This is a genomic window from Gammaproteobacteria bacterium, assembly GCA_016705365.1.
GTDB lineage: Bacteria > Pseudomonadota > Gammaproteobacteria > Pseudomonadales > UBA5518 > UBA5518.
Genome location: JADIYI010000008.1, coordinates 193,581 through 214,523 on the forward strand (window position 1 = coordinate 193,581; position 20,943 = coordinate 214,523).

Consider the following 20,943-nt stretch of genomic DNA (forward strand, 5'->3'; position numbering starts at 1 on the left):
TAAGTCCCTTTGGCAAACAGAAACCGTCGAGTCGCGGCGAAATTTTAGCCGCAGCCTTAGGAAAAATTTAGTTTTTCTCTAGCAAAGACTTATCAACACACACGGGCATGTCTCGCTAGGCTGCGTTCGACCCGGGTAGTGCACCCGGCTGAACAAAGGAGCAAACATGAAAGCCAATTTGAACTGTGCGGGCGTGCTGGCACTGAGCCTCACTGCCGCCGCTGCCTGGGCCGGCGAGGCCGACATCCGCCACGGCCGTTATTTGATCCAGACCTCCGGCTGCAACGATTGCCACACGGCCGGCTACATGCTGAAAGACGGCCACGTACCCGAGGCCGATTGGCTGACTGGCGACACCTTGGGCTGGCGGGGACCGTGGGGCACGACTTACCCGGCCAACCTGCGCTTGCTGTTTCGCCAGATGGACGAAATGACCTGGCTCGCCAGGGCACGCCAGCCGATGCGGCCGCCGATGCCGTCGCCCTCACTGCGTGCCATGAGCGATGACGATCTCAGGGCGATCTACCGCTACGTGACAAGCCTGGGCGTGAAAGGCCAGCCCGCGCCGGCCTACGTGCCGCCGCACGGCAAGGTAGCGACGCCGTTTTTCGATATGGCGCCGAAGAACCTGCCGGAAGTGGCGGGCAAATAAGCCACCACCACACGCTCGATCAGGAGGCTGGCATGAATATGACCGAAATCTGGCCGCGCAAGACCCGCGAGCTGCGCAACCATCACTTCGATTCCAGCATCTGGAACGAATTCTCCTTTCGCGACGACGACATCGTCATCGCCACCTATGCCAAATCCGGCACCACATGGACGCAGCAGATCGTCGCGCAGTTGCTGTTTGGCGGTGATCCGGCGCTGCCAGTGGCCGAACTTTCGCCCTGGCTCGATCTGCGCGTGCCGCCCAAGGCGGTCAAGCTGTCGGCAGTGGAGGCGCAGACGCATCGCCGCATCCTCAAAACCCATCTTCCGGTCGACGCATTGGTGTTCTCGCCGCGCGCCAGGTATCTCTACATCGTCCGCGACGCGCGCGACGTGGTGTGGAGCCTGTACAACCATCACGCCCATGCCAACGCCGCGTGGTATATGGCGCTGAACGACACGCCGGGGCGAGTCGGTGCGCCGATCGAGCCCCCGCCCTCCGACATCCGCCAGTACTGGCGCGATTGGCTGGACCTTGACGGCCACCCCTTCTGGCCGTTCTGGGAAAACGTTCGCAGCTGGTGGGCGATCCGCACGCTGCCGAATGTAATGCTGCTGCACTTTGCCAATCTCAAGCGCGACATGCCTGGGCAGATGCGGCGCATTGCCGGTTTTCTCGATATTTCCGTCGACGAAGCGCGCTGGCCGGCCATCGTCGAATACTGCGGCTTCGACTGGATGAAGAAAAACGCGACATATAGCGCGCCGCTCGGTGGTGCATTCTGGGACGGCGGCGCGGAAACCTTCATCAACAAGGGCGTCAACGGCCGCTGGGCCGGCACCCTGACTCGTGCGGACTGCGCCGAATACGAGGCACGTGCCGAGCGCGAGCTGGGTGCGGAGTGCGCGCACTGGCTGGCGAACGGAGACAGCCCGAGGCAGCGCTAGCCGCCGGTTTAGACGGCGTTGAGAAGCAGTGGTCGCTCCAGTTCCAGCCGGAACCGGCCGCGGCCGGTCTTTGCCAGCGCGATCTGGGGACAGCGTTCGGTGAGCCGACGCTGCAGCAGGATAAGCCGTGCCTCCAGGTTGTCGCCGAAATCCGGCAGCGGCAGACGCGGGTCGCGCCGCAGTTCGCGATTGCAGAAGTCGCGCCGGCCGCTCGCAGCGTGTTCGTTGAGCAAGGTCCACAGGATGCTGCCCGCCACACCCTTGATGAGGTAGTCGTTGTCGATGAACACGCTGTGGTCGTGGGCGAAGTAGCGCACCGCGAGCGGTGCACCGGAGGGCCTGGGCGTGGGTGGGGCGCGCGCGGGCTCGGCGTCGTCGGGCAGTGCGGCGAGTTGGACGACCAGCGCACCGAGGTGACGGCCGTAGACAACCAGCGCATCCTCATCGGCGTGACTGAAAAAGGCGTTCTGCTCGCTTTCCGCGTAGAGGACGCCGACCAGGCGCGCGCCGTGCATCAGCGGCACCGCGATCTGGCTGTGCGGGTTGACCAGCACCGGCAGCGGAATGCGCGGCGACGCCGGGTCGGCCACTTGGAGTGCGGCGTGGTAGATATAGTCGCCGGTATGGTGATTGATGCGCACCGCAATGGCCTCGCGCGCAGCGACGCCGATGAGACCCTCGCCCAGCGCCACCTCGGCGCCGACGCCAGAAGCCGGGTAGCCCAGGCTGGCCAGCATGTAGAGCGCACCGCCGCTTTCGTCAAGCATGGCCAGCAGTGCGTGGCGGATACCAAAGCCCCGTGCCAGCGCGGCGAGCGCGCGATCCGCCAGCTGTGCAAGATCGTCGCATGCGCCCAGGTAGTCGAGCGTTCCGCGCAGTTTCAGCAGTGCGTCGGGCGGTGCCGGCGCCGACAGCAGGCGCGGATTGACGTTCTCGATGTCGAGCACGCGGTACACGTCCGCGCCGCGCAGCTCAAACACCTTGGCCATGCCGGTGCGTGCGGCGATGCCCGCGAGTTGCGCCTTCATGTATTCGAACAGCGGGCCGGACGTTTCCGTGCGCAGATAATGGACCTTCAAGCGAAAGTGGCGAAAGCTCACCGGCTCGATCACCTGTACCTGGGCGTAGGGATGGGCCAGCACGTTCTCGCGCGTCTTGCTGAAAAACTGGAACGACAGCGCCACGTGTTCAGGGTCGACATAATGCACCTGCGAGGCGTAGGCCACGTTGGGCGTGCCGTCGGGCGAGGCGGTCGCCACCACCGCCGGGACGGCGCCATCGAGACAGGGTCGCAGCGATTCGAGCGCAATGTTCATGTGCGGGCCAGCACCCGGCCGGCATCCGGCCCCGGGGTTTGATCGAAGACGATTTCCGGCACGAAGCGCAAGGCCACCAGGTCGTCGGCCGGCACAACCGACGCCAGCGTGGTTTTCAGCTCGGTCCCATAGCCGAGCGTCTCCAGCTCGCCGCCGAATGCGGCGACGCAGCGTGCGCTTGTCGCGCGGTGCGCCGTGCTCACCCCCACGCGCACGGCACGCGTCGCCTTCAGCTGCAGCGTCGCGTGCGTAGCCGGTCGGCTCACGACCAGCGTGATGGCGCTGCCCGTGTCCAGCGCCTCCAGCACCGCGCGCCCGTGCGATGCCGACAGCAGCACCGTCAGCGAACGCCGGTCACGCGCCACGACCACACCTTGCGCCCGGCATACGCACGGCCAGCCGTCACGCCCCACCGCACCGACGTTCAGCGATAGCGGGCCTTGCAGGAAGGCGGTCTGCTCGGGGGTGAGAATCAGGGGCGTAGGCATCGGCGGGGGCAACCGTACCGAGCGTCGGGCCGCCGCGACGTCCGTCCGGCAAGCGCGCGGCCGGCCGGCTGCGGCGCGGAAAAAGCAATAACGAGAACGGCCGGAACGGACATGCGCAGGGCTCCTGATGGTCTCATTTTAGCGCTCGTTGCGCCCGCAAGGCAGCTGCCGCGAGCAGTCCCGCGCACGTTGCCCCAACGTGGCGGCGGTCGCCGCCGCCGACGACGGCGAGATTCGGCAACAGTTCACGCAACAAACGATGTTCGATGGCGAGCGAATCGCCCCGGGTTTTCTGGAGATGATATTGTTTGAGTGGACTGCCCCCGAGCGCCTCGTCGATCTGCGGGATTTCATGATCGGCATGGATCGCGACTCCGCAATCCAGAGGTTCTTTCAATATCCAAACCCCCTTGCCGTTCGCGGTTGGGGGCTTTTTGTATGAGCCGTGTGTCACGGCAGCCAGCCATCCGGGTTATCGTTTGCCTGTGGACCGTCCCACGAGAGTTTCCATATGCAGGAACCACCGGCAGTGAGTTTTCGCGAAGCGCTGCGCTTCTGGTTCACGCTGGGTTTCATCAGTTTTGGCGGGCCGGCCGGGCAGGTGGCGATCATGCACTTTGACGGCGCCTATGCGGATTGGCGGGGTGGCCATGAATTTTTTCCCACCGGCCTGAAATCACGGCCGCTCGTCCTGGAGGTGGCAATCACTGCAATGGCGGACCGGTCCGTGCTTTTCGCCGGCCAACTGACGCTCGACATGACAGCCCATGCACAGTCCATGAAACTGCTGCTCGAGCGAGGCCGCAACTCTCGTGTCATTCACGTGGCAGCGCATACAGGTATCGGCGCCGGTGTCGTCCACGAAGTTGTGGTGACACACCGTGCAATTCTCGCCGCCGTGATCATCGTGGGCGAAACTCATCGGCAGCAGCGCCTGCGGTGCGTCCCAGTACCGAGCCTTCTGCGGATGGCTCACCGGCAACGGGGTACCGCGCCACAGCGCCAACACGATCAGCGTGATGAACAACAGTGCGGCGAGCCTCACGAGGGCGTATTCCGCACCAGCGTGAACAGCGCAACCGCCACCGCCGCCACCACGAGGTAGCGACGCGAGGCGCGTCGGTCGAGATCGTTGTTGTCCCGGCCAAACCGGTACGCGAAAGAAGCGAAAGCCGCGAGCGCCGCGAATGCCAGCCACTGGAGTGGCGAGCGCAGATAATGCCCCGCCACCAGGATATGCCAGGCCGATCCGGCAGTGACCGCGATGGCGAGAGCCCTGTGCCAGCGACGAAAGTCTGCCCGGCTCCCGTGTATACGCGGCCGGTACCTCGGCAGCGCCGCGAGCATCAGCAGGTTCAGCAACGCGAAACCCGCCAGCCCGGCCCACATGTACAGCGGGGCGCCTGGTACCAGGTATTCGACCACGACCGCGTCACCGAGCAGGAGCCAGAACACGTGCAGCGCGGCGAGCAACAGCACCGCGTAGGCGAGACGGCGATGCGCTGCATGATGCATTGCCCTGGCGCTCGCCAGCGACAGGTACAACAGCCCGGAGAACGCCGCAAAGCCGAAGCCGTTGCCCAGATCCCAGAACCAGCCCGCGCCCAGTGTCGGGGACACGAGCAGGGAGACCAGGAAAACGGCCGCAGTGGTGAGTAGCAGCGTTTTCACGGCGTCAGATCAAAAGCCGTGCGCGGTTCATCGCAAGCCTCGCTGGCAGACTCCAGACCGCCTCATACCGAGCGCTGCCACGGCACGACGATGGTGATGCCCTGGTCCTCGATGATACGCATCCGCACCCCGTAGACCGGCTCGAGCAACGCGGGCCGCAGCACTTCGCCCGGCGTGCCGTCGGCGACGATGCGGCCCTTGTCGAGCAACAGGATACGGGTGCAGAAGCGCGCCGCCAGACCCAGATCGTGCAATACCACCGCGACCGCCGCACCGCTGGCGGCGCGGCCCGACAACAATTCCATCACATGCAACTGGTGGTAAGCATCGAGCGCGGCAACCGGTTCGTCGGCCAGGATCACCCGCGGCTGCGCGGCCAGCAGGCGCGCGATCATCACGCGAGTACGCTCACCGCCGGAGAGCTCGGTGAGCAATCGATCCTGCAGCTTCTCGACTTCGGTCTCGGCCATGGCGGCACGTACCGCCGCGGCGGCACCGCCATCGGTGGCAAACCAGCCGCGCCGAAACGGCAGCCTCCCGAGTTCGACCACCGCGCGCACCGACAGCGGCCAATGCACCGGTGCCGATTGCGGCAGGTAAGCGAGCTCGCGCGCACGCTCCATGCCCGGCCAGTCCGCCAGCGCCCGTCCATCCAGGCTGACGCGCCCGGTGGCCGGCTCGATCAGGCCCGCCATTGCACGCATCAGGCTGCTCTTGCCAGCGCCGTTGGGGCCGATGATCCCGACGACCTCCGCTTCGTGGAGCGCAAACGATGCCTGCTGCAGTACCGCGCGTCCTCCGAGATGCACTGCAACATCGACCAGCGTCAGCAGGCTCATGCGATGCGGCTCCGCGAACCGATCACGATCGCCAGAAAAAACGGCGCACCGAGCAGCGCAGTGACCACGCCGAGCTTGAGCTCGGTATCACCCGGCAGCGATTGCACCAGGATATCGGCCATCAGCACCAGCAGCGCACCACCAAGCGCGCTCGGCAACAACAGCTGTCCGGGACGATTGGCGACAAAGGGCCGAAGCAGATGCGGCACCACAAGCCCGACGAATGCGATGCTGCCGCTTATCGCCACCGCGGCCCCGACACCGACCGCCACGCCCCCCATCACTCGCCAGGGCAGCGAACGCGCGCCAAAGCCCAGCGAGTGCGCAATATCCTCGCCGAGACTCAGCGCCTCGAGGTAGCTTCGTGTCGACAGCAGCAAGCCGGCGGCGACGATCATGAACGGCAGGCTGAACGCGAGCTCCGCATAACTGCGGTTGGCCACGGAACCCATCAGCCAGTAGACGATCTCGTGCATCGCGTAAGGGCTCGGCGCAAGATTCAGCGCCAGTGCGATCGCGGCGCCGGCAAAGGCATTGAGCGCCACCCCGGCGAGGATCAGGGTGGCGACGCGCGCGTAGTCACCGACCAGCACGCGCAGCAGCAGCAGGGCCATGATGGCACCGAAAATGCCGGCTGCGGGCAACAGCAGCGGGTGCAGGCCGGCGAAACCGAAATAGAACACGATCACCGCGCCGAGCGCGGCACAGTTGGATGCGCCGACCAGACCGGGCTCGGCCAGGGGATTGCGCAGCATGCCCTGCAGCGCGGCACCGGCCATGCCGAGTGTCGCGCCCACCGCCAACGCACTGAGTGCGCGTGGCAGGCGTATTTCGCGCAGGATGATGGCCGGCGCCGACTCGCGCCCCCCCCACCAGTCGCGCAGCCCGTCGAACAGAATGGCGCCGCTGGAGCCGGTATCGAGCGCCAGCACCAGGGCTGCGCCCAGCGCGCTGCCCAACACCAGATACAGCAGCTGCGTTACCCGCTCGCGCCGCGGCACCTAGTCTTCCACCCCGTTGCGCAGCAGCGTTTCGAGCGCCTGCTCCTGGCGCGCCAGCGCGGGCAACCATTCGTTGTTCGCGCCCCGCAAACGCATCAGGTACCAGAGAACGCTCAGCAGGCGGTAGAGCACCCGTGCGCGGTAGAGACGCTCGCTCGCGGCATCCCCGAACTCGCCGTAGGCGAGCAGCAGGCGGCTGCGGTCGAGGCGCTCGAAGCCGTTGTCTTCGGCCAGCGTGGCGAGATCGAAATAGGGATCGCCGCGCGCGGCATATTCCCAGTCGATGAAATGGATGCGCCCATCCACATCGAGAATGTTCTGCGCCACCAGGTCATTGTGGCAGAGCACATCACGCCAGCGCGCAAAGCGGTATTGCTCGAGCACCTGTCGTGTGCCGGAGAGCCAGCGGCGCGCGCGCGGCCAGTTGCGCGAATCGTCGGATTGCACATCGCGCGCGTAGCTGCGGATGCGATCGACGATATTGAGTACCGGAACATCGAGCTTCTGGGCATGCAGCTTGCGCAGCGCGGCCGCGAGTCGATCGATCATCAGATCGGCGGCAACGCCTTCGACCCGCAACGGCCGCGATTCGAGCCAGGAAGTGACCAGCGTGCCCCGCCGAGGATCACAGAACAGCACCGGGGCTCCCAGCCCGATACTCTCGGCCCGCTCCAGCACCTGGCGCTCGACCTCGCGATCGATGCCAAGACGCCTGCCATCGCCCTCGGGCAGCCGCACCACGAAACGCAGCGCGCCCTGTCGCACCAGGAAATTGCGGTTGCTGTGCCCGGCGCTGAACACCGCCTCGACCTCCGGCACGCCCGTTTCGCCATCGGGTTGCCAGTGGCGAAACAGTTCAGCCAGCGCTTTTGGCAGGGGAGCCTGCATTTTGTTCACGAAAATGACGTTGCCACTTCAGGAAGCCGAATACCACGATGAGCAGATAGAGCGCGAACAACAGCGCGGTCAGATACAGCCCGCGGTCAAGATACAGGCACAGCGAAACGCTGTCGATCACGAACCAGTAGAGCCAGTTCTCGAGCAGCTTGCGCGCCACCATCCAGGTCGTCAGCACGCTGCCCCAGGTAGTGAACGAATCAAGATAAGGCCACCGGGCAAAACTCAGCTGCGACAGCAGCATCCCCGAAACTCCCGCAAGCACCAGCACCAGCACGATCGCCCGCAGGTGAAACGCGAGCGGCCAGATCTGTACTTCGAGCGCCTGGCCGGGTGCCGCGCCAGCGCTCTTCCAGTGCCACCAGCCATACACCGCCATCACCAGGTAATAGACCTGAAGCCCCGACTCCATCAACAGGCCCACCTGCCGGAACAGGAACAGGTAGATCAGCGTGCTGAGGAATGCGGCGTACCAGCACCAGATACTTTCGCGCATCGCCAGCAGCAGATAGGCAAGGCCCAGCAAAACCGCCAGTATTTCCCACCCGTTCACCTGCTGCAGCCAGCCCGGTAACACGCTGATCAGAGCGTCCATTCAGGGCGCGGCGCGCACATCGCCATTGACGATCTTGGCCACGATCACCGCCTTGCCATGAGTCTCGAAACTGTGGCGCAATTCCTCGGTGAGCACCTTCATGACACGATCGTACTCGCCGAACAGCTGGGTGCTCATCTGGTTGCGCACCATGTCGATTCCCTCGTGCAGCTCGACACGATGAATGAAATCGATGATCACCGGTATGTAATCCTCGTGCAGCGGGTAGAGACTGATATCCACCGAGATTTTCATGCTTCGTTGCTCCGTCGACTCACAGTTGATAGACCAGCGTCAGGCCCGCGACACGCGGCGCTCCGAACTGGTAGTAGGCTTCATTCGCGTAGAAGTTGCGCGGATCATTGCCAAAGTAGAATCCGTGCACCACGTAGTCCTCGTCGAGCAGGTTGTGCACCCACAGCGTTGCCTCCAGCGATCCCAGGCGATAACCTGCCGTGGCATGCAGCAACTGGTACGAAGAGGAACGCTGATCGTCGGAATCGGACAGGTAGTAGCCGTCCTTTCCCTCGACCTCGAGCCGCGCCCAGGCGTGCTCGCTGAACGCGAACTCCGCGGCCGCGCTGAACTGCCAGTTTGGCGCCTGGGCCTGGTCGCGACCGCTCTTGTCGACAAAACCCGCGTCGGGGTCATTGGCCACGAAATCCTCGATCCGGGTATCGAGCAGCCCGAGCGAGAAGTTGAAGCCGAGCCGTGACAGCGGCTGCCAGTCGGCCTCGAGCTCGAGTCCCCGGTTGCGGCCGCTGGCAGCGTTGTCGGTGTAACCGACGAATTGCGGCCCCTCGTTATACCAGGCCTTGAGTTGCACATCCTGCCGCTCCATCCAGAACAGTGCGACGCGCAAACGCAACGCGGCATCGGCCAGCGCCGCCTTGTAGCCGAGCTCGTAGTTGCAGAGCGTCTCGGTGTCGAATTCGAGCCGCGTCTGCAGGAACGCGATGATCGAGGGATCGAGCCCGGATTGCCGCGCCTTGCCGATCGCGTCGCCGTTGACGCCGCCGGCCTTGTAGCCGCGCGCCAGCAACGCGTACAGCATCGCGTCCTCTGTCGGCGCAAACTGGATGCTCAGTTGCCCGCCCCAGAGGTTCTCGCCCGGGCGGGCGCGCACCGCGAGACTGTCATCGTAATCGGCATCGAAGCGCTCCGCGCGCAATCCCGTCACCACGGTCCAGCGGGGTGCCGCCTGCCAACTCAGCTCGCCGTAGGCCGCACCGCGGGTACTCTGGTAATCGCTGTCGAATCGCGCCGCGGCGTCGGCATCGAAATCGAAAAAACGCCGTTCGAGCGCCGTATCGCGCTCGGCGATATATACACCGCCAACCCAGTCGAGCGTACCCGCGGCATGCGAAACCAGGCGCAGATCGATACTGCCCGCATCGACATCGCGGATATAGCGATCGGTGGAGGAATACTCCCAGCCCTCGCACGGGGTGCCCGTGCACAAGCCGGGATGGGACCAGTCCTCGTCGTAACCGTAATCGCGGTCCGAAGCACTCCAGGTCACGCGGGCCTGCACCTCGAACGCTGTATTCGCCTGCCAGTTCGCGCGCAGCGCCAGCGCATTGCTTTGCTGGCGGTCGCGCCCCGGCTGGTCGGACAGGGTATGACGGTCATTGTCGAGCGAGAACGCGTCATAACCGTTGTCTGCGTCGAGGTGCAGCGCGGTGAGCCCGAGTTCCAGCCTCTCGCCGACCTGCCAGTCGAGACGCGCGCGGGCGGTGCTCTCGTCAATGGCGTTGGTGTCGTCGCGCCCGAGAAAATCGTTTTTCATGAAGCCATCGGCACGGTTGCGGTGCAGCGCGAGCCGCGCGCCCAAGGTCTGCCCGAGCGGCCCGCTCAGCACCGCCCCCAGCGTGCTGCCGCCGTACTCGGAAACGCCCGCCTCCAGGCGGGCCTCGCGTTCCGCGGTGGGTAGTGCGGAACGGATATTGATCAACCCGGCCATCGCGCTGGCGCCAAACGCGGTGCCCTGCGGCCCGCGTAATATCTCGACCTGCTCGGCATCGAACAGCGTGCCGGCATTGCCCATGCCGCTGAAGTCGATGTCATCGATATACAGGCCGACCGAGGAATCGAGCGGGTCGACGAATTCACTGCGCTCACCGATGCCGCGAATCTGCACAAAGCGTCCGCGCGAGGCTCCGGCGCTGAAATTGACGTTCGGCGCGGTATTGAGGATCTCCTCGAAATGGTTGGCCTGGCGGCGCTCGATCAATGCCGCAGGCAATACGCTGATGCTCGCGGCCACGCTGTCGAGCGGCTGCTCGCGCAGCCGCGCCGTGACCAGCACTTCCTCGATACCTTCGCCGAACCCCGCAGCCGGCAGCGTCAGCAACAGCACGGCTGCACCCATCCACCGACCCCGCGCACGACCCATCTTCGCCCCTGGTTCCGAGGATCCGGGATTACGGCGACGATTGGATAACTGAAGTGAGGCGATGCGGCTCGCGTGCTTCCTATCCCTACGCCGGCATTATCCGGATCAGGTTAAAGGGGTTCACCGACTTACCGGTGTCTCAGGTGCTACCCACCCCCAAGGAGAGCGGCCATTATAGCCAGATCGGGCGGCGCGGCCAGCGCGCACCTTCACAATCGCGCGAGTAGGTCCGCAAGCCGGTCGATTTCGGCAAGATCCGCGGTAGCGGGCACGAACATGATCTCGTCGACGCCGAGCTGGCTGTAGCTGTCGATCGACTCGCGGATCGCAGCGACACTCGAGCGCGTCATCATCGATGACACCGCATGCGCGGCGTCATCGCCCATGATCTTCAGGTAGTCGAAAACATACTGGCGCAAACGCGGTGCGGCGTTGTCGGCGAGCGAACACCAGAATCCCGCCATCCGGTAGGGACGGTCCGCCCGCCCTTCTGCTTCCCAGGCTTTATCGGCCATTTCCAGCATATGACGGATTTCACTGCCCTCGCCGTTCATCGAAAAGGCGTAGGTACCCTGCGCCCAGCGTGCTCCACGCTGCATGCTCTTTGGCCCCATGGCACCCAGCAGCAACGGCGGTCCGCCATGCTGAATCGGCTCCGGGCCAACCGGATCGGCGCCTTCGAACGGCGGCTCGCCGGCCCATATGCGACGCATTTCATCGACCTGCTGGTCCATTCGCTGGTGCCGCCGCTCGAACGAGGCACCCACGGCGCGGTAATCCTTCTCGCGTCCGCCGACGCCGACGGTCATCGTGACGCGCCCCTCCGACAGCACATCCAGAGTCGCGATCTCCTTGGCCGCCCAAACCGCGGAATGCATCGGCAGCACATACAGCGAGGGCACGATCCGCACCCGCTCGGTGACCGCGGCAGCGGCGGCGAGCAGTACCCGCATCTCGAAGGTGTACCCGGTGATGCGCTCACCGCAGGAAAGACTGTAGAACGGGCCCGCGTCGGCGCGCCGGCACCAGGCAAGGATCGTTGCGCGATCATAATCGCGCTCCATGTACGGCAGACAGATTCCAAAGCGCATCGTTAACCTCGGCTGTTCAATGGTTGGGGGGGTTGCGCAGGGCGCCGCGCGAGTCACGCTCCTCACGCAACTTCTGCAGAAAGCTGCTCTGGCGGCGCACGATATACTGGATCAGGAACTCCTGGTCTTCATTGCTGATACCGACAAAATCGAGATGCAGCAGATAGTTTCCTTGTTCGCCGGCCGTGCAGCTCACCACGCGCGCCAGCACCTGCAGACGCGTTTCCGCCGGCAGAAAGCCCATCACCACCACCAGCTGCTCGCCGTTCTCGTAGCAATCCTGCGAACTCATGGCCAGCCCACAGGCACTCAGGTTCACATCGTGCTCGCGAAACGATGCCCTCTGCACCAGGTCTTCACTGAGTTGCAGGGTATCGATCACCTGGTCGAGCTTGCGATTGAGAAGCTCGCCCAGTTCGGCGACCGCAGGCGCCTGCAGGCGCGCGGCATTGATGATCGCGGTGATGCGCCGCTCGATCTCGAGCATGCGTGCGGAACCACGCAGAACGCCGGCGCTTTGCGGCATGGTCTGCTCGTCCGACAGCCGCCGGATGCTGAGCAGCAGCCGGTCATCGATGCGAAAAAAACGTCGCCGGTCATTGGCGCTCATTGGGCTGGCCTCGAATCGCGCTGCATCTCAGAAAACCTCCTCGGCGCGCATTCCGCTCTGATCATCGATCCCGAGCGACTCATAATACGCGGGATCCTCGATCTTCAGCGCATCGAGCTGCTCGCGCACCTTCTGATCCAACCCCTGGTTGATCACGATTTCCACGCGGCGATTGCGAGCGCGATTCGTCGCGCTGTCGTTCGGCGCCAGGGGACGCGTATCGGCGTAGCCGGATACCGTGAATCGATGCGGGTCAAGGATGTTGTCGGCGAGCAATTCCTCGGCAACGGATACCGCACGGGCAGTCGAGAGCTCCCAGTTGGAACGAAAACGCGAAGTCGCGATCGGCACATCGTCGGTGTGCCCCTGGATACGGATCGCACCAGGCTGGGTCGCCAGAAGATCACGCATCTGGCGCATCAGCGTCCGGTATTGCGGCACCAGCTCAGCCGAGCCGGAACCAAACGATCCCCGCTCGCGAATACGCAGCACGATGGTGCGTCCGCGGGTTTCTATTTCCACCTCGCCCTTGCTTATCTCGGCCTGCAACTGCCCGGCAAGGGCCGCGGCAGCATCCTCGGTCTGGTGAATCAGGGCCTGAATGTTTTCCTTCATCTGCTCGGTAAGATCCGCGGCCGGCACGGACTCCGTATTCTCCACAGCCTCCGCATCGAGGGGCGGCAACTCGGTGCGCTGCTGGTAGATCTCGCTGATCGGGGTCGGCTGGGGCCGGCCCGGAGAGAATTCCTGGGCAATCACGCTGGTGCCCATCGGAATCTGGTCCGCCTTCACCTCACGCTGCACGCCAAAGGCCGAGGACATCGAGCCGGCAATCTGCTGGTAGCGCTTGACGTCCATCTCCGCGAAAGTCAGCAGGAGCACGAAGAAGCACATCAGCAGGGTCATCATGTCGGCGAATGTCGGCAACCACTTGGGAATGCCGGGCCCCTCGTTGGAGCTTTTGCTCTCGCCCTCTTCGTCCATCGCGCGCTGCTCGCTCGTCAGGCCGGTGCGACGCGCTTGCTTTCGGGCAGGTAGCGCTCCAGCAAGCCCTGGATCACGCGCGGGTTCTGCCCGGCCTGTATGGACAACAATCCGTCGATGACCAGCGCCTGCAGCAGCCCTTCTTCGCTGCCGCGCAGCTTGAGCTTGTCGGCGATCGGCATGCACACCACGTTGGCGAGCAAGGACCCGTAGAGCGTGGTCAGCAAGGCCACGGCCATGGCCGGACCGATGGATTTGGGGTCATCCATGTTGGCCAGCATCTGTACCAGCCCGATCAGCGTGCCGATCATGCCCATGGCGGGTCCGACATCGGCCAGCGCGAGAAAGATGCGCTGCCCCCATTCGTGGCGCTCCATGGCCAATCCGCGATCCTTGTGCAACGCGGCCTTGACCACATCCGGGTCGTGCCCATCGATCAGCAGCTTGACGCCTTCGGCCAGAAAGCCGTTGGAAATCTCCTGGCTCTCGAGCGCCAGCAGTCCTCCCTTGCGGGCGATATTGGCCAGCTCGACAATGCGGGTGATCGTCTCGCTCGCGTCGTCGATACGGAACAGGAACGCTTTGCCGGCGATTCTGAAGGCGCTCGCGAACTGCGCCATGCCGAACTTGCTCATCACCACGAAGGTCGTACCGCCGAGCACGATCAGCGCCGACGGAAGATCGAGGAACATCGCGACGCTGCCGCCGAGGAAAATTGCGACGCAAACGATGAAAAACGCCCCCACGAGACCGATGATCGTTGCCAGATCCACCGCCGGAATCCCCCCCCCTAGCTGACTTGGTGAGCATGCGCAGACATCTCCCGACGTCCTTCGAGTCGCACATTCTAGCTGTCATTGGGCATCAATCGCCTGCCCCCGAGTGGTGGTTATCGGCAGGATTCGCCGCGGCTTCATGGTGGCGTTGATTTGTTCCGGTGCTCAGGCTACTGTCACGCGTTCCGTTTGCCGTCTGCCTGGAAGCGCCGTGTCCACACCCCGAAAAACACCGAATTTCGAGAAATCCCTCAGCGAACTCGAAGCGCTGGTCGAGCGTATGGAGGAAGGCGAAATGAGCCTCGAGGATTCTCTCAAGGCGTTCGAGAACGGTATTCGCCTGACGCAGCACTGCCAGCAGGCACTGACCAGGGCTCAGCAACGCGTGCAGATCCTGATGCAGGGCGAGGACGAACCCCGGGAATTCGACGAGACCGAGGACCAACCGGACGCGACAGAGCCCAATTGCTGAGAGAGCCGCCGATGAGCCCCTCGTCCACGTCCCTGGAGGCCTATCGCAGGCGTGCGGAACTGGCGCTGGAAGCCCTCGTCGCGGGCGATATGATCGGCCGTGCGGATACGCACCTGGCGCAGGCCATGCGCTACAGCCTGCTGGCGGGCGGCAAGCGTCTGCGCCCGGTGCTGGTCTATGCGGCCAGCGATGCGCTCGGCGGGGCACGGGCCGATGCCGCGGATTGCGATCGCGCCGCCTGCGCCATCGAATGTCTGCACACCTACTCGCTGATCCATGACGATCTGCCGGCCATGGACGATGACGATCTGCGTCGCGGCATGCCGACCTGTCACAAGGCCTTCGGCGAGGCAAGCGCAATCCTTGCCGGCGATGCCCTGCACACGCTCGCGTTCGAGCTGCTTTGCGACGCCCCGTCAGTCGGCGCCACGGTGCGCTTGCAGCTGATCGAGACGCTGGCGCTCGCCAGCGGCAGCCGCGGCATGGTCGGCGGCCAGGCAATCGATCTGGCGCATGTTGGGCGCGATATCGAGATCACGACCCTCGAGATGATGCATGGCATGAAAACCGGGGCACTGATCCGCGCCGCGGTACGCATCGGCGCCTTGCTCGCTGGCGCCGGGGAAGAGAACCTGGCGCGTCTCGATCGCTTCGCGCGCCATCTCGGCCTCGCATTCCAGGTCCAGGACGATATTCTCGATCTGTGCGGCGATGCCGCGGCACTCGGCAAGCAGCCGGGCTCGGATGCCGCCCTGGCCAAGCCAACCTACGCCACGCTGCTGGGGGCAGACGGAGCCCAGCGCCTGGGTACCGAACTGCGCGACGCAGCTCTGCTGGAACTCGCCCCGCTCGGTACCCGGGCCGCACCGCTCCGGGAATTGGCGCACTTTGTGGTCAGCCGCGACCGCTGATAACGGCGCAACCGCGCCATGAGGTAGAATTGCGCCCCTCGAGCCGCTGGCAACCGGCCCCACCTGCAGGACAACCGATCGCATCATGAAGCTGTTTCAGGAGATCCCCCGCACCCGGCCGGCCACGCCGCTGCTGGATCGCATCGGGCTGCCGGCGGACCTGCGTGCCATGGACGAGGCCAGCTTGCCCGGGCTGGCCAATGAGTTGCGCGAATACCTGCTGTACACGGTGGGCCAGACAGGTGGCCATTTCGGCGCCGGCCTGGGCGTCGTGGAACTCACCATCGCGCTTCATTACCTGTTCGACACCCCTCATGACCGGCTGGTCTGGGATGTCGGTCACCAGAGCTATCCGCACAAGATTCTCAGTGGCCGGCGCGAGGCAATGCTCAGTATCCGCCGGGCCGGCGGGCTGGCGGCGTTCAACAACCGCGGCGAAAGCGAATACGACTGTTTCGGTGTTGGTCATTCGAGCACCAGTATCAGCGCCGCGCTCGGCATGGCGCTGGCTGCGCGCCTGCGCCACGAGGAGCGCAAGGTAGTGGCGGTGATCGGCGACGGCGCAATGACCGCGGGCATGGCTTTCGAGGCGCTGAACCATGCCGCGCACACCAGCGCGAACCTGCTGGTTATCCTGAACGACAACCAGATGTCGATCTCGCGCAACGAGGGTGGGCTCGCCTCTTATTTCGCGCGCCTCTGGGCAAGCCCGCTCTACAACAACGTGCGCGAGGGCGGCAAACGCGTTCTGTCGCGCCTGCCGGGACCGGCGTTCGAGATTGCACGGCGGACCGAAGAGCATATGAAGGGCATGGTCGCGCCGGGCACCCTGTTCGAGGAGTTGGGCTTCAATTATATCGGCCCGATCGATGGCCATGACCTGCCCTCGCTGCTGCAGACGCTGGGCAACGTGCGTGACCTCAAAGGCGCCCAGCTGCTGCATGTGATGACCGTGAAAGGCAAAGGCTTCGCACCCGCGGAACACGACCCGGTCGGCTACCACGCGATCAACAAGATCGAGCCGGCACCGCGCCTCGCCGGCAGCAAGCCAAAACCGGTGCGGCCCAAGTACCAGGAGGTATTCGGTGACTGGCTCTGTGACATGGCCGAGCGGGAGCAATGGCTGATCGGCATCACCCCGGCAATGTGCGAAGGCTCCGGGATGGTGGAGTTCGCGCGCCGCTTCCCGGATCGCTTCCATGATGTGGCGATTGCCGAGCAGCATGCGGTCACGCTTGCCGCCGGGCTCGCCTGCGAAGGCATGAAGCCGGTGGTGGCGATCTACTCCACCTTCCTGCAACGTGCCTATGACCAGCTGATCCACGATGTTGCGTTGCAGAACCTCGATGTACTTTTTGCAATCGACCGCGCCGGGCTGGTCGGCGAGGACGGTCCGACCCATGCCGGCAGCTTCGATCTGAGCTTTCTGCGCTGCGTGCCGAACATGCTGGTGATGGCACCGTCCGACGAAGACGAGACCCGCAAGCTGCTCTGCACCGGATTCCACCACTGCGGACCGGCCGCGGTGCGCTACCCGCGGGGCACCGGCACCGGCGTCAGCATCGACCCATCGCTCGAGGCGGTGCCGATCGGCAAGGGCCTACTGCGCCGCAGGGGATGCGATGTGGCGATCCTGGCATTCGGCACCATGGTCGCGCCCGCGCTCGCTGCCGCCGCTTCGCTCGATGCGAGTGTTGCGGACATGCGCTTCGTGAAGCCGCTCGACGAGAGCCTGATCGAGGAGTTGTGCGCGTCGCACCGCTTGCTGGTGACCGTGGAAGAAAACGTCGTGGCCGGAGGAGCGGGTACCGCGGTCGCGGAATTCCTGAGCGAACGCGGAATCGAGATGCCGCTGCTGCACCTCGGCCTGCCGGACCGTTTCCTGGAGCACGGCAAACCACAGGACATGCTGCGCGATGCGGGCCTCGACGCCGCCGGCATCGAGAACTCGATTCGTGACCGACTGCAATTGAGCGCCGGATCACGTCAGGCCGCCTGCTGAGGCGCTCAGCCCGGGTCTTCGGCGCCCATCCAGTGCCCGAGCTTGCCGGCCTTGGTTTCCAGATAACGCAGGTTGTGCGGATTCTGCCCGGTGCGGATCGCGATGCGCTCCACCACTTTTACCCCCAGCGCCTCGATCGCGGCCACCTTGCGTGGATTATTGGTCATCAGCCGCAACGAGCTGATACCGAGACGCGCCAGCATCACGCGACAGATACTGTAATCACGCACATCGGCGCCAAAGCCGAGTTGCTCGTTGGCCTCGACGGTATCGGCACCCGCGTCCTGCAGGTGGTAGGCCTTGATCTTGTTCAACAGACCAATGCCACGCCCTTCCTGGCGCAGATAGAACAGCGCTCCGCGGCCCTCGCGTGAAATACGCTCCAGCGAGGTGCGAAGTTGCGCGCCGCAATCGCAGCGCATGCTGAACAGCGCATCTCCGGTCAGGCACTCGGAATGGATGCGTGCCAGTACCGGGGCGCCGTCACGCACGTCCCCGAGCGTCAACACCACATGCTCTTTCTCGTTTTCAATGTCCTCGAAACCATGCATGTCAAACACCCCCCATGGGGTGGGCAGCTGCGAGGAGGCGGCATAACGGACTGACAAGAGAGTCTCCGGGGCTCGAGGAGTGGGCGATTCTAACAGTTGCACCGTCGCGCGGCGATCAGCCGCAATTTCCGTGCGTCAGCGTCTCATTTCTCGCGCAGATAGAGCACACCGTTCTCTTCCCGCATCGAGACACGACCGAGCCACGACATGCCAAGCAGCGCACGGGTCGGGTAGGCACCTTCCAGCACGCTGGCCCGTACATTGCGCACCACGATGCCGGAGAGTTCCACGCGTTCGAGCACCAGCGTCCATGCATCCACCTCCCCGCTTGCAGTCTGCACCCGTCCTGGCTCACCGTGCAGGCGGTAATCGATGCCGAGTCGCCGCGCATCCGTGCTGTTCATCGCGATCACGTTGGCACCGGTATCGACCAGGAGACTCAGCTGACGGGAGTTGATGGTCCCGACCACCAGGTACTCGTTGCGCGCATTGCGCGAAACCGGGACTTCAGTGCGCACCGGCTGCGCAAAACCGGCACCTGCATCGCGGCCCGGCGCCAACGTCCGGCGATGCCCGCCAATGTCGATTACCGCCTGGGACGCGCTCGCCGCCATCAGGCGCACGCCCTCGGGCGAGGTCTCGCCAACGCGCAGCATGCGTGGCGTGCCATCGACACTGAGCATCGCCCGCCCCTCGAACAGCGCATTCGCGGTAACGTACAGATCCTGCGCGATTGCCGTGGCGCACAGCGGCACGAACATCATCGCCAGCAGCAATCGCCTGTGTGTCACCTCTTTCAGCCCCCGAAATGCTGGTAACCGCGCGCCGCACGGTGCCCGTCGCATTCAACGCCCTCACCCTGCAGCACCGCGCCGATGCGCGTACAGCGCAGCCCGAGTGCACTCGCGATACCGGCAATCGTGCCGCGCTGCACGGGCGAGGCGGTGAAACACAGCTCGTAGTCATCGCCGCCCGCCAGGCACAGATCCAATGCCGACTGCGACTCGCTCACCGCGCACAGCGGCAAACGCTCGCTCGCGAGCACGATCCGGACCCCGCTGCGGGTGGCAATGTGCCCGGCATCGGCGAGCAGGCCGTCCGACACATCGATCGCCGCCGAGGCAATACCGCGCAACCGCAGCCCAAGTGCAATACGCGGCTCCGGGTTGAGAAACACCCGTGCCAGTGCATCCTCGGACCCGTGGCCGGCAAGGACACGCTGCAGGCCAAGCGCTGCCGAACCGGGCACGCCGCTGACGTAGACCTCATCACCGGGCCGTGCACCGTCGCGGCGCAGCGCCATGCCCCGTGTCACGCTGCCATGTACCTGGACCGTGATGCTGAGCGGGCCGCGTGTGGTGTCGCCCCCGACCAGGGCAATGGCGAAACGCTGCGCCAGCGCCGCCAGTCCGCGGCTGAAGTCGTCCAGCCAGGCTTCGTCGGCCTGCGGCAGCGTCAGCGCCAGTGTGAACCAGAGCGGATTGGCACCCATTGCCGCGAGGTCGCTGAGGTTGACCGCGAGCGCCCGATGCCCGATATGCTCGGGCGCCATGGCGGGCGGGAAGTGCACTCCGGCAACCAGGGTATCGATCGATACCACCAGGTCCTGATCGGGCGGCGGGCGCAGGATCGCGGCATCGTCGCCTATGCCCAGCACCACTCCGCAACCCGGCGTCACGGCGAACTGCGGCGCCGCGAAATAACGTGTGATCAAACCGAACTCGGTGAGCGCCATGGGCGGGGCCGCGCTCAGCGGGGCCTGTTGATTTCCGTCTCGCGAAGCTCGCGGGCGACCTTGTCGAGAACTCCGTTGACGAAGCGATGACTCTCGGCGGCACCGAACTTCTTGGTCAATGCGATCGCCTCGTTGAGCACCACGCGACAGGGAATGTCGATGCGCTCACTCAGCTCGAAGGTCGCGATGCGCAGCACCGCACGTTCCACCGGGCCGAGCTTGGCGAGTGGAATATCGAGATAGGGCGCGAACAACTCCTCGAGATCCGACACCTGCGCCGGCACTCCGTGCAACAGCGACTGGAAATATTCCAGGTCCGTGCCACGAAAATCGAAATCCTCGCGAAACTGCTGTTCGATGGCCGAGAGGGCCGTCCCGGAGACTGCCCACTGGTAGAGAGCCTGCACCGCGTAATGACGCGCCTTGCGCCGGGCAGCGGAAATCTGCCGACGCTCGGCCTCGGGGGCATCGCTGATCCATGCGTCCTTGGCGGAGTTCACAGCTTGCCCAACAGACTGACCATCTCGAGTGCCGACATCGCGGCCTCGGCACCCTTGTTGCCGGCTTTGGTGCCGGAGCGCTCGATGGCCTGCTCGATGGTATCGACAGTGAGCACTCCGAACGCCACGGGTATCCCGCTCTGCAACGACACCATCGCGATACCCTTGGTGCACTCGCCCGCGACATACTCGAAGTGCGGCGTGCCGCCGCGGATCACCGCGCCGAGCGCGATTATCGAATCGTATTTGCCACTGGCGGCGACCTTCTGAATGACCAGCGGCAGCTCGTAGGCGCCTGGCGCACGCACCAGCGTGATGCGATCGTTTGCGACCCCGTGGCGACGCAGCGTATCCACCGCACCCGCTATCAGGCTCTCCACGACAAAACTGTTGAACCGGCTCGCGACCAGCGCGAAACGCGCCTCGCCCGCCGCAAGAACACCTTCAATGGTTGTCAAGTCCGCCATGGTTCCGTCCGTCTCAAGCTGCGCAAGGGCGCCAATTCTGCCA

25 protein-coding genes and 1 riboswitch are annotated in these 20,943 nt (G+C 64.8%); of the genes, 6 read left to right on the top strand and 19 right to left on the bottom strand.

Annotation, left to right across the window (positions count from 1 at the left end):
• The first annotated feature begins 166 nt into the window (after positions 1 to 166).
• A complete protein-coding gene (locus IPF49_08320) occupies positions 167 to 652 on the top strand; it encodes a cytochrome C (GenBank protein MBK6287614.1) in 486 nt (161 codons plus the stop codon).
• Positions 653 to 690: 38 nt separating this feature from the next.
• Positions 691 to 1,599 (top strand): sulfotransferase domain-containing protein, encoded by a 909-nt coding sequence (locus IPF49_08325; protein ID MBK6287615.1) that lies wholly within the window; start codon positions 691 to 693, stop codon positions 1,597 to 1,599.
• A gap of 8 nt (positions 1,600 to 1,607) precedes the next feature.
• Here IPF49_08325 and IPF49_08330 read toward each other — a convergent pair whose 3' ends face one another.
• Positions 1,608 to 2,915, bottom strand: coding sequence for a GAF domain-containing protein (locus IPF49_08330; protein MBK6287616.1), 1,308 nt, complete (start codon positions 2,913 to 2,915; stop codon positions 1,608 to 1,610).
• Complete coding sequence (locus tag IPF49_08335) at positions 2,912 to 3,403, bottom strand: hypothetical protein (protein MBK6287617.1); 492 nt, start codon at positions 3,401 to 3,403, stop codon at positions 2,912 to 2,914. Before IPF49_08335 ends, IPF49_08330 begins: the two co-directional genes overlap by 4 nt.
• A gap of 199 nt (positions 3,404 to 3,602) precedes the next feature.
• Here IPF49_08335 and IPF49_08340 point away from each other — a divergent pair, with 199 nt between their 5' ends.
• Positions 3,603 to 3,845, top strand: a complete 243-nt coding sequence (locus tag IPF49_08340; protein ID MBK6287618.1) for a hypothetical protein — start codon at positions 3,603 to 3,605, stop codon at positions 3,843 to 3,845.
• Positions 3,846 to 4,079: 234 nt separating this feature from the next.
• Here the strand turns inward: IPF49_08340 and IPF49_08345 are convergent, their stop codons facing one another.
• The 12 genes from IPF49_08345 to pomA all read right to left on the bottom strand — a co-directional run bounded on the left by IPF49_08345 (position 4,080) and on the right by pomA (position 14,259).
• Positions 4,080 to 4,448, bottom strand: coding sequence for a cytochrome c3 family protein (locus IPF49_08345; GenBank protein ID MBK6287619.1), 369 nt, complete (start codon positions 4,446 to 4,448; stop codon positions 4,080 to 4,082).
• Positions 4,445 to 5,074, bottom strand: coding sequence for a hypothetical protein (locus IPF49_08350; GenBank protein ID MBK6287620.1), 630 nt, complete (start codon positions 5,072 to 5,074; stop codon positions 4,445 to 4,447). Before IPF49_08350 ends, IPF49_08345 begins: the two co-directional genes overlap by 4 nt.
• A gap of 62 nt (positions 5,075 to 5,136) precedes the next feature.
• Positions 5,137 to 5,913: an ABC transporter ATP-binding protein gene (locus tag IPF49_08355; protein MBK6287621.1), complete on the bottom strand. Its 777-nt coding sequence runs from the start codon at positions 5,911 to 5,913 to the stop codon at positions 5,137 to 5,139.
• Entirely contained in the window at positions 5,910 to 6,914 is a 1,005-nt protein-coding gene (locus tag IPF49_08360) for an iron ABC transporter permease (protein ID MBK6287622.1), read from the bottom strand. The genes IPF49_08355 and IPF49_08360 overlap by 4 nt, the downstream gene beginning before the upstream one ends.
• Complete coding sequence (locus tag IPF49_08365; GenBank protein ID MBK6287623.1) at positions 6,915 to 7,811, bottom strand: phosphotransferase; 897 nt, start codon at positions 7,809 to 7,811, stop codon at positions 6,915 to 6,917.
• On the bottom strand, positions 7,771 to 8,406 hold the full coding sequence (locus tag IPF49_08370; GenBank protein ID MBK6287624.1) for a nicotinamide mononucleotide transporter: 636 nt from the start codon (positions 8,404 to 8,406) through the stop codon (positions 7,771 to 7,773). Before IPF49_08370 ends, IPF49_08365 begins: the two co-directional genes overlap by 41 nt.
• Positions 8,407 to 8,661 carry a hypothetical protein gene (locus tag IPF49_08375; protein MBK6287625.1) on the bottom strand — a complete coding sequence of 85 codons (255 nt, stop codon included), beginning with the start codon at positions 8,659 to 8,661 and terminating at the stop codon, positions 8,407 to 8,409.
• Positions 8,662 to 8,680: 19 nt separating this feature from the next.
• Positions 8,681 to 10,777 carry a TonB-dependent receptor gene (locus IPF49_08380; protein ID MBK6287626.1) on the bottom strand — a complete coding sequence of 699 codons (2,097 nt, stop codon included), beginning with the start codon at positions 10,775 to 10,777 and terminating at the stop codon, positions 8,681 to 8,683.
• Positions 10,778 to 10,866: 89 nt separating this feature from the next.
• Positions 10,867 to 10,969: riboswitch (TPP riboswitch) on the bottom strand.
• A 41-nt stretch (positions 10,970 to 11,010) separates the two neighbouring features.
• Positions 11,011 to 11,892, bottom strand: a complete 882-nt coding sequence (locus IPF49_08385) for an LLM class flavin-dependent oxidoreductase (GenBank protein MBK6287627.1) — start codon at positions 11,890 to 11,892, stop codon at positions 11,011 to 11,013.
• Positions 11,893 to 11,908: 16 nt separating this feature from the next.
• Complete coding sequence (locus tag IPF49_08390) at positions 11,909 to 12,502, bottom strand: PilZ domain-containing protein (GenBank protein MBK6287628.1); 594 nt, start codon at positions 12,500 to 12,502, stop codon at positions 11,909 to 11,911.
• Positions 12,503 to 12,529: 27 nt separating this feature from the next.
• A complete protein-coding gene (locus IPF49_08395) occupies positions 12,530 to 13,486 on the bottom strand; it encodes a flagellar motor protein MotB (protein MBK6287629.1) in 957 nt (318 codons plus the stop codon).
• A 17-nt stretch (positions 13,487 to 13,503) separates the two neighbouring features.
• Positions 13,504 to 14,259, bottom strand: a complete 756-nt coding sequence (gene pomA, locus IPF49_08400) for a flagellar motor protein PomA (protein MBK6287630.1) — start codon at positions 14,257 to 14,259, stop codon at positions 13,504 to 13,506.
• Positions 14,260 to 14,401: 142 nt separating this feature from the next.
• Here pomA and IPF49_08405 point away from each other — a divergent pair, with 142 nt between their 5' ends.
• The 3 genes from IPF49_08405 to dxs all read left to right on the top strand — a co-directional run bounded on the left by IPF49_08405 (position 14,402) and on the right by dxs (position 17,647).
• Entirely contained in the window at positions 14,402 to 14,734 is a 333-nt protein-coding gene (locus IPF49_08405; protein ID MBK6287631.1) for an exodeoxyribonuclease VII small subunit, read from the top strand.
• A gap of 11 nt (positions 14,735 to 14,745) precedes the next feature.
• Positions 14,746 to 15,645, top strand: a complete 900-nt coding sequence (locus IPF49_08410; GenBank protein ID MBK6287632.1) for a polyprenyl synthetase family protein — start codon at positions 14,746 to 14,748, stop codon at positions 15,643 to 15,645.
• A gap of 85 nt (positions 15,646 to 15,730) precedes the next feature.
• On the top strand, positions 15,731 to 17,647 hold the full coding sequence (dxs, locus tag IPF49_08415; GenBank protein MBK6287633.1) for a 1-deoxy-D-xylulose-5-phosphate synthase: 1,917 nt from the start codon (positions 15,731 to 15,733) through the stop codon (positions 17,645 to 17,647).
• A 5-nt stretch (positions 17,648 to 17,652) separates the two neighbouring features.
• Here the strand turns inward: dxs and ribA are convergent, their stop codons facing one another.
• From ribA to ribE, 5 genes are all read right to left on the bottom strand, one after another.
• Positions 17,653 to 18,255, bottom strand: coding sequence for a GTP cyclohydrolase II (ribA, locus tag IPF49_08420; protein ID MBK6287634.1), 603 nt, complete (start codon positions 18,253 to 18,255; stop codon positions 17,653 to 17,655).
• 86 nt (positions 18,256 to 18,341) lie between these two features.
• Positions 18,342 to 18,989 (bottom strand): TIGR02281 family clan AA aspartic protease, encoded by a 648-nt coding sequence (locus tag IPF49_08425; protein ID MBK6287635.1) that lies wholly within the window; start codon positions 18,987 to 18,989, stop codon positions 18,342 to 18,344.
• A gap of 5 nt (positions 18,990 to 18,994) precedes the next feature.
• Complete coding sequence (thiL, locus tag IPF49_08430) at positions 18,995 to 19,933, bottom strand: thiamine-phosphate kinase (GenBank protein ID MBK6287636.1); 939 nt, start codon at positions 19,931 to 19,933, stop codon at positions 18,995 to 18,997.
• A gap of 14 nt (positions 19,934 to 19,947) precedes the next feature.
• Positions 19,948 to 20,409, bottom strand: coding sequence for a transcription antitermination factor NusB (nusB, locus tag IPF49_08435; GenBank protein MBK6287637.1), 462 nt, complete (start codon positions 20,407 to 20,409; stop codon positions 19,948 to 19,950).
• Positions 20,410 to 20,429: 20 nt separating this feature from the next.
• Positions 20,430 to 20,900 (bottom strand): 6,7-dimethyl-8-ribityllumazine synthase, encoded by a 471-nt coding sequence (gene ribE / locus IPF49_08440; GenBank protein ID MBK6287638.1) that lies wholly within the window; start codon positions 20,898 to 20,900, stop codon positions 20,430 to 20,432.
• Between the last annotated feature and the right edge of the window lie 43 nt (positions 20,901 to 20,943).

Bases quoted from the DNA above. Each gene is read 5' to 3' on its own strand.
- IPF49_08320 (MBK6287614.1), top strand. From the start codon at position 167: ATGAAAGCCAATTTGAACTGTGCGGGCGTGCTGGCACTGAGCCTCACT.
- IPF49_08325 (MBK6287615.1), top strand. From the start codon at position 691: ATGACCGAAATCTGGCCGCGCAAGACCCGCGAGCTGCGCAACCATCAC.
- IPF49_08330 (MBK6287616.1), bottom strand. From the start codon at position 2,915: ATGAACATTGCGCTCGAATCGCTGCGACCCTGTCTCGATGGCGCCGTC.
- IPF49_08335 (MBK6287617.1), bottom strand. From the start codon at position 3,403: ATGCCTACGCCCCTGATTCTCACCCCCGAGCAGACCGCCTTCCTGCAA.
- IPF49_08355 (MBK6287621.1), bottom strand. From the start codon at position 5,913: ATGAGCCTGCTGACGCTGGTCGATGTTGCAGTGCATCTCGGAGGACGC.
- IPF49_08370 (MBK6287624.1), bottom strand. From the start codon at position 8,406: ATGGACGCTCTGATCAGCGTGTTACCGGGCTGGCTGCAGCAGGTGAAC.
- IPF49_08375 (MBK6287625.1), bottom strand. From the start codon at position 8,661: ATGAAAATCTCGGTGGATATCAGTCTCTACCCGCTGCACGAGGATTAC.
- IPF49_08380 (MBK6287626.1), bottom strand. From the start codon at position 10,777: ATGGGTGCAGCCGTGCTGTTGCTGACGCTGCCGGCTGCGGGGTTCGGC.
- IPF49_08385 (MBK6287627.1), bottom strand. From the start codon at position 11,892: ATGCGCTTTGGAATCTGTCTGCCGTACATGGAGCGCGATTATGATCGC.
- IPF49_08390 (MBK6287628.1), bottom strand. From the start codon at position 12,502: ATGAGCGCCAATGACCGGCGACGTTTTTTTCGCATCGATGACCGGCTG.
- IPF49_08395 (MBK6287629.1), bottom strand. From the start codon at position 13,486: ATGGACGAAGAGGGCGAGAGCAAAAGCTCCAACGAGGGGCCCGGCATT.
- IPF49_08405 (MBK6287631.1), top strand. From the start codon at position 14,402: ATGGTGGCGTTGATTTGTTCCGGTGCTCAGGCTACTGTCACGCGTTCC.
- IPF49_08410 (MBK6287632.1), top strand. From the start codon at position 14,746: ATGAGCCCCTCGTCCACGTCCCTGGAGGCCTATCGCAGGCGTGCGGAA.
- dxs (MBK6287633.1), top strand. From the start codon at position 15,731: ATGAAGCTGTTTCAGGAGATCCCCCGCACCCGGCCGGCCACGCCGCTG.
- thiL (MBK6287636.1), bottom strand. From the start codon at position 19,933: ATGGCGCTCACCGAGTTCGGTTTGATCACACGTTATTTCGCGGCGCCG.
- ribE (MBK6287638.1), bottom strand. From the start codon at position 20,900: ATGGCGGACTTGACAACCATTGAAGGTGTTCTTGCGGCGGGCGAGGCG.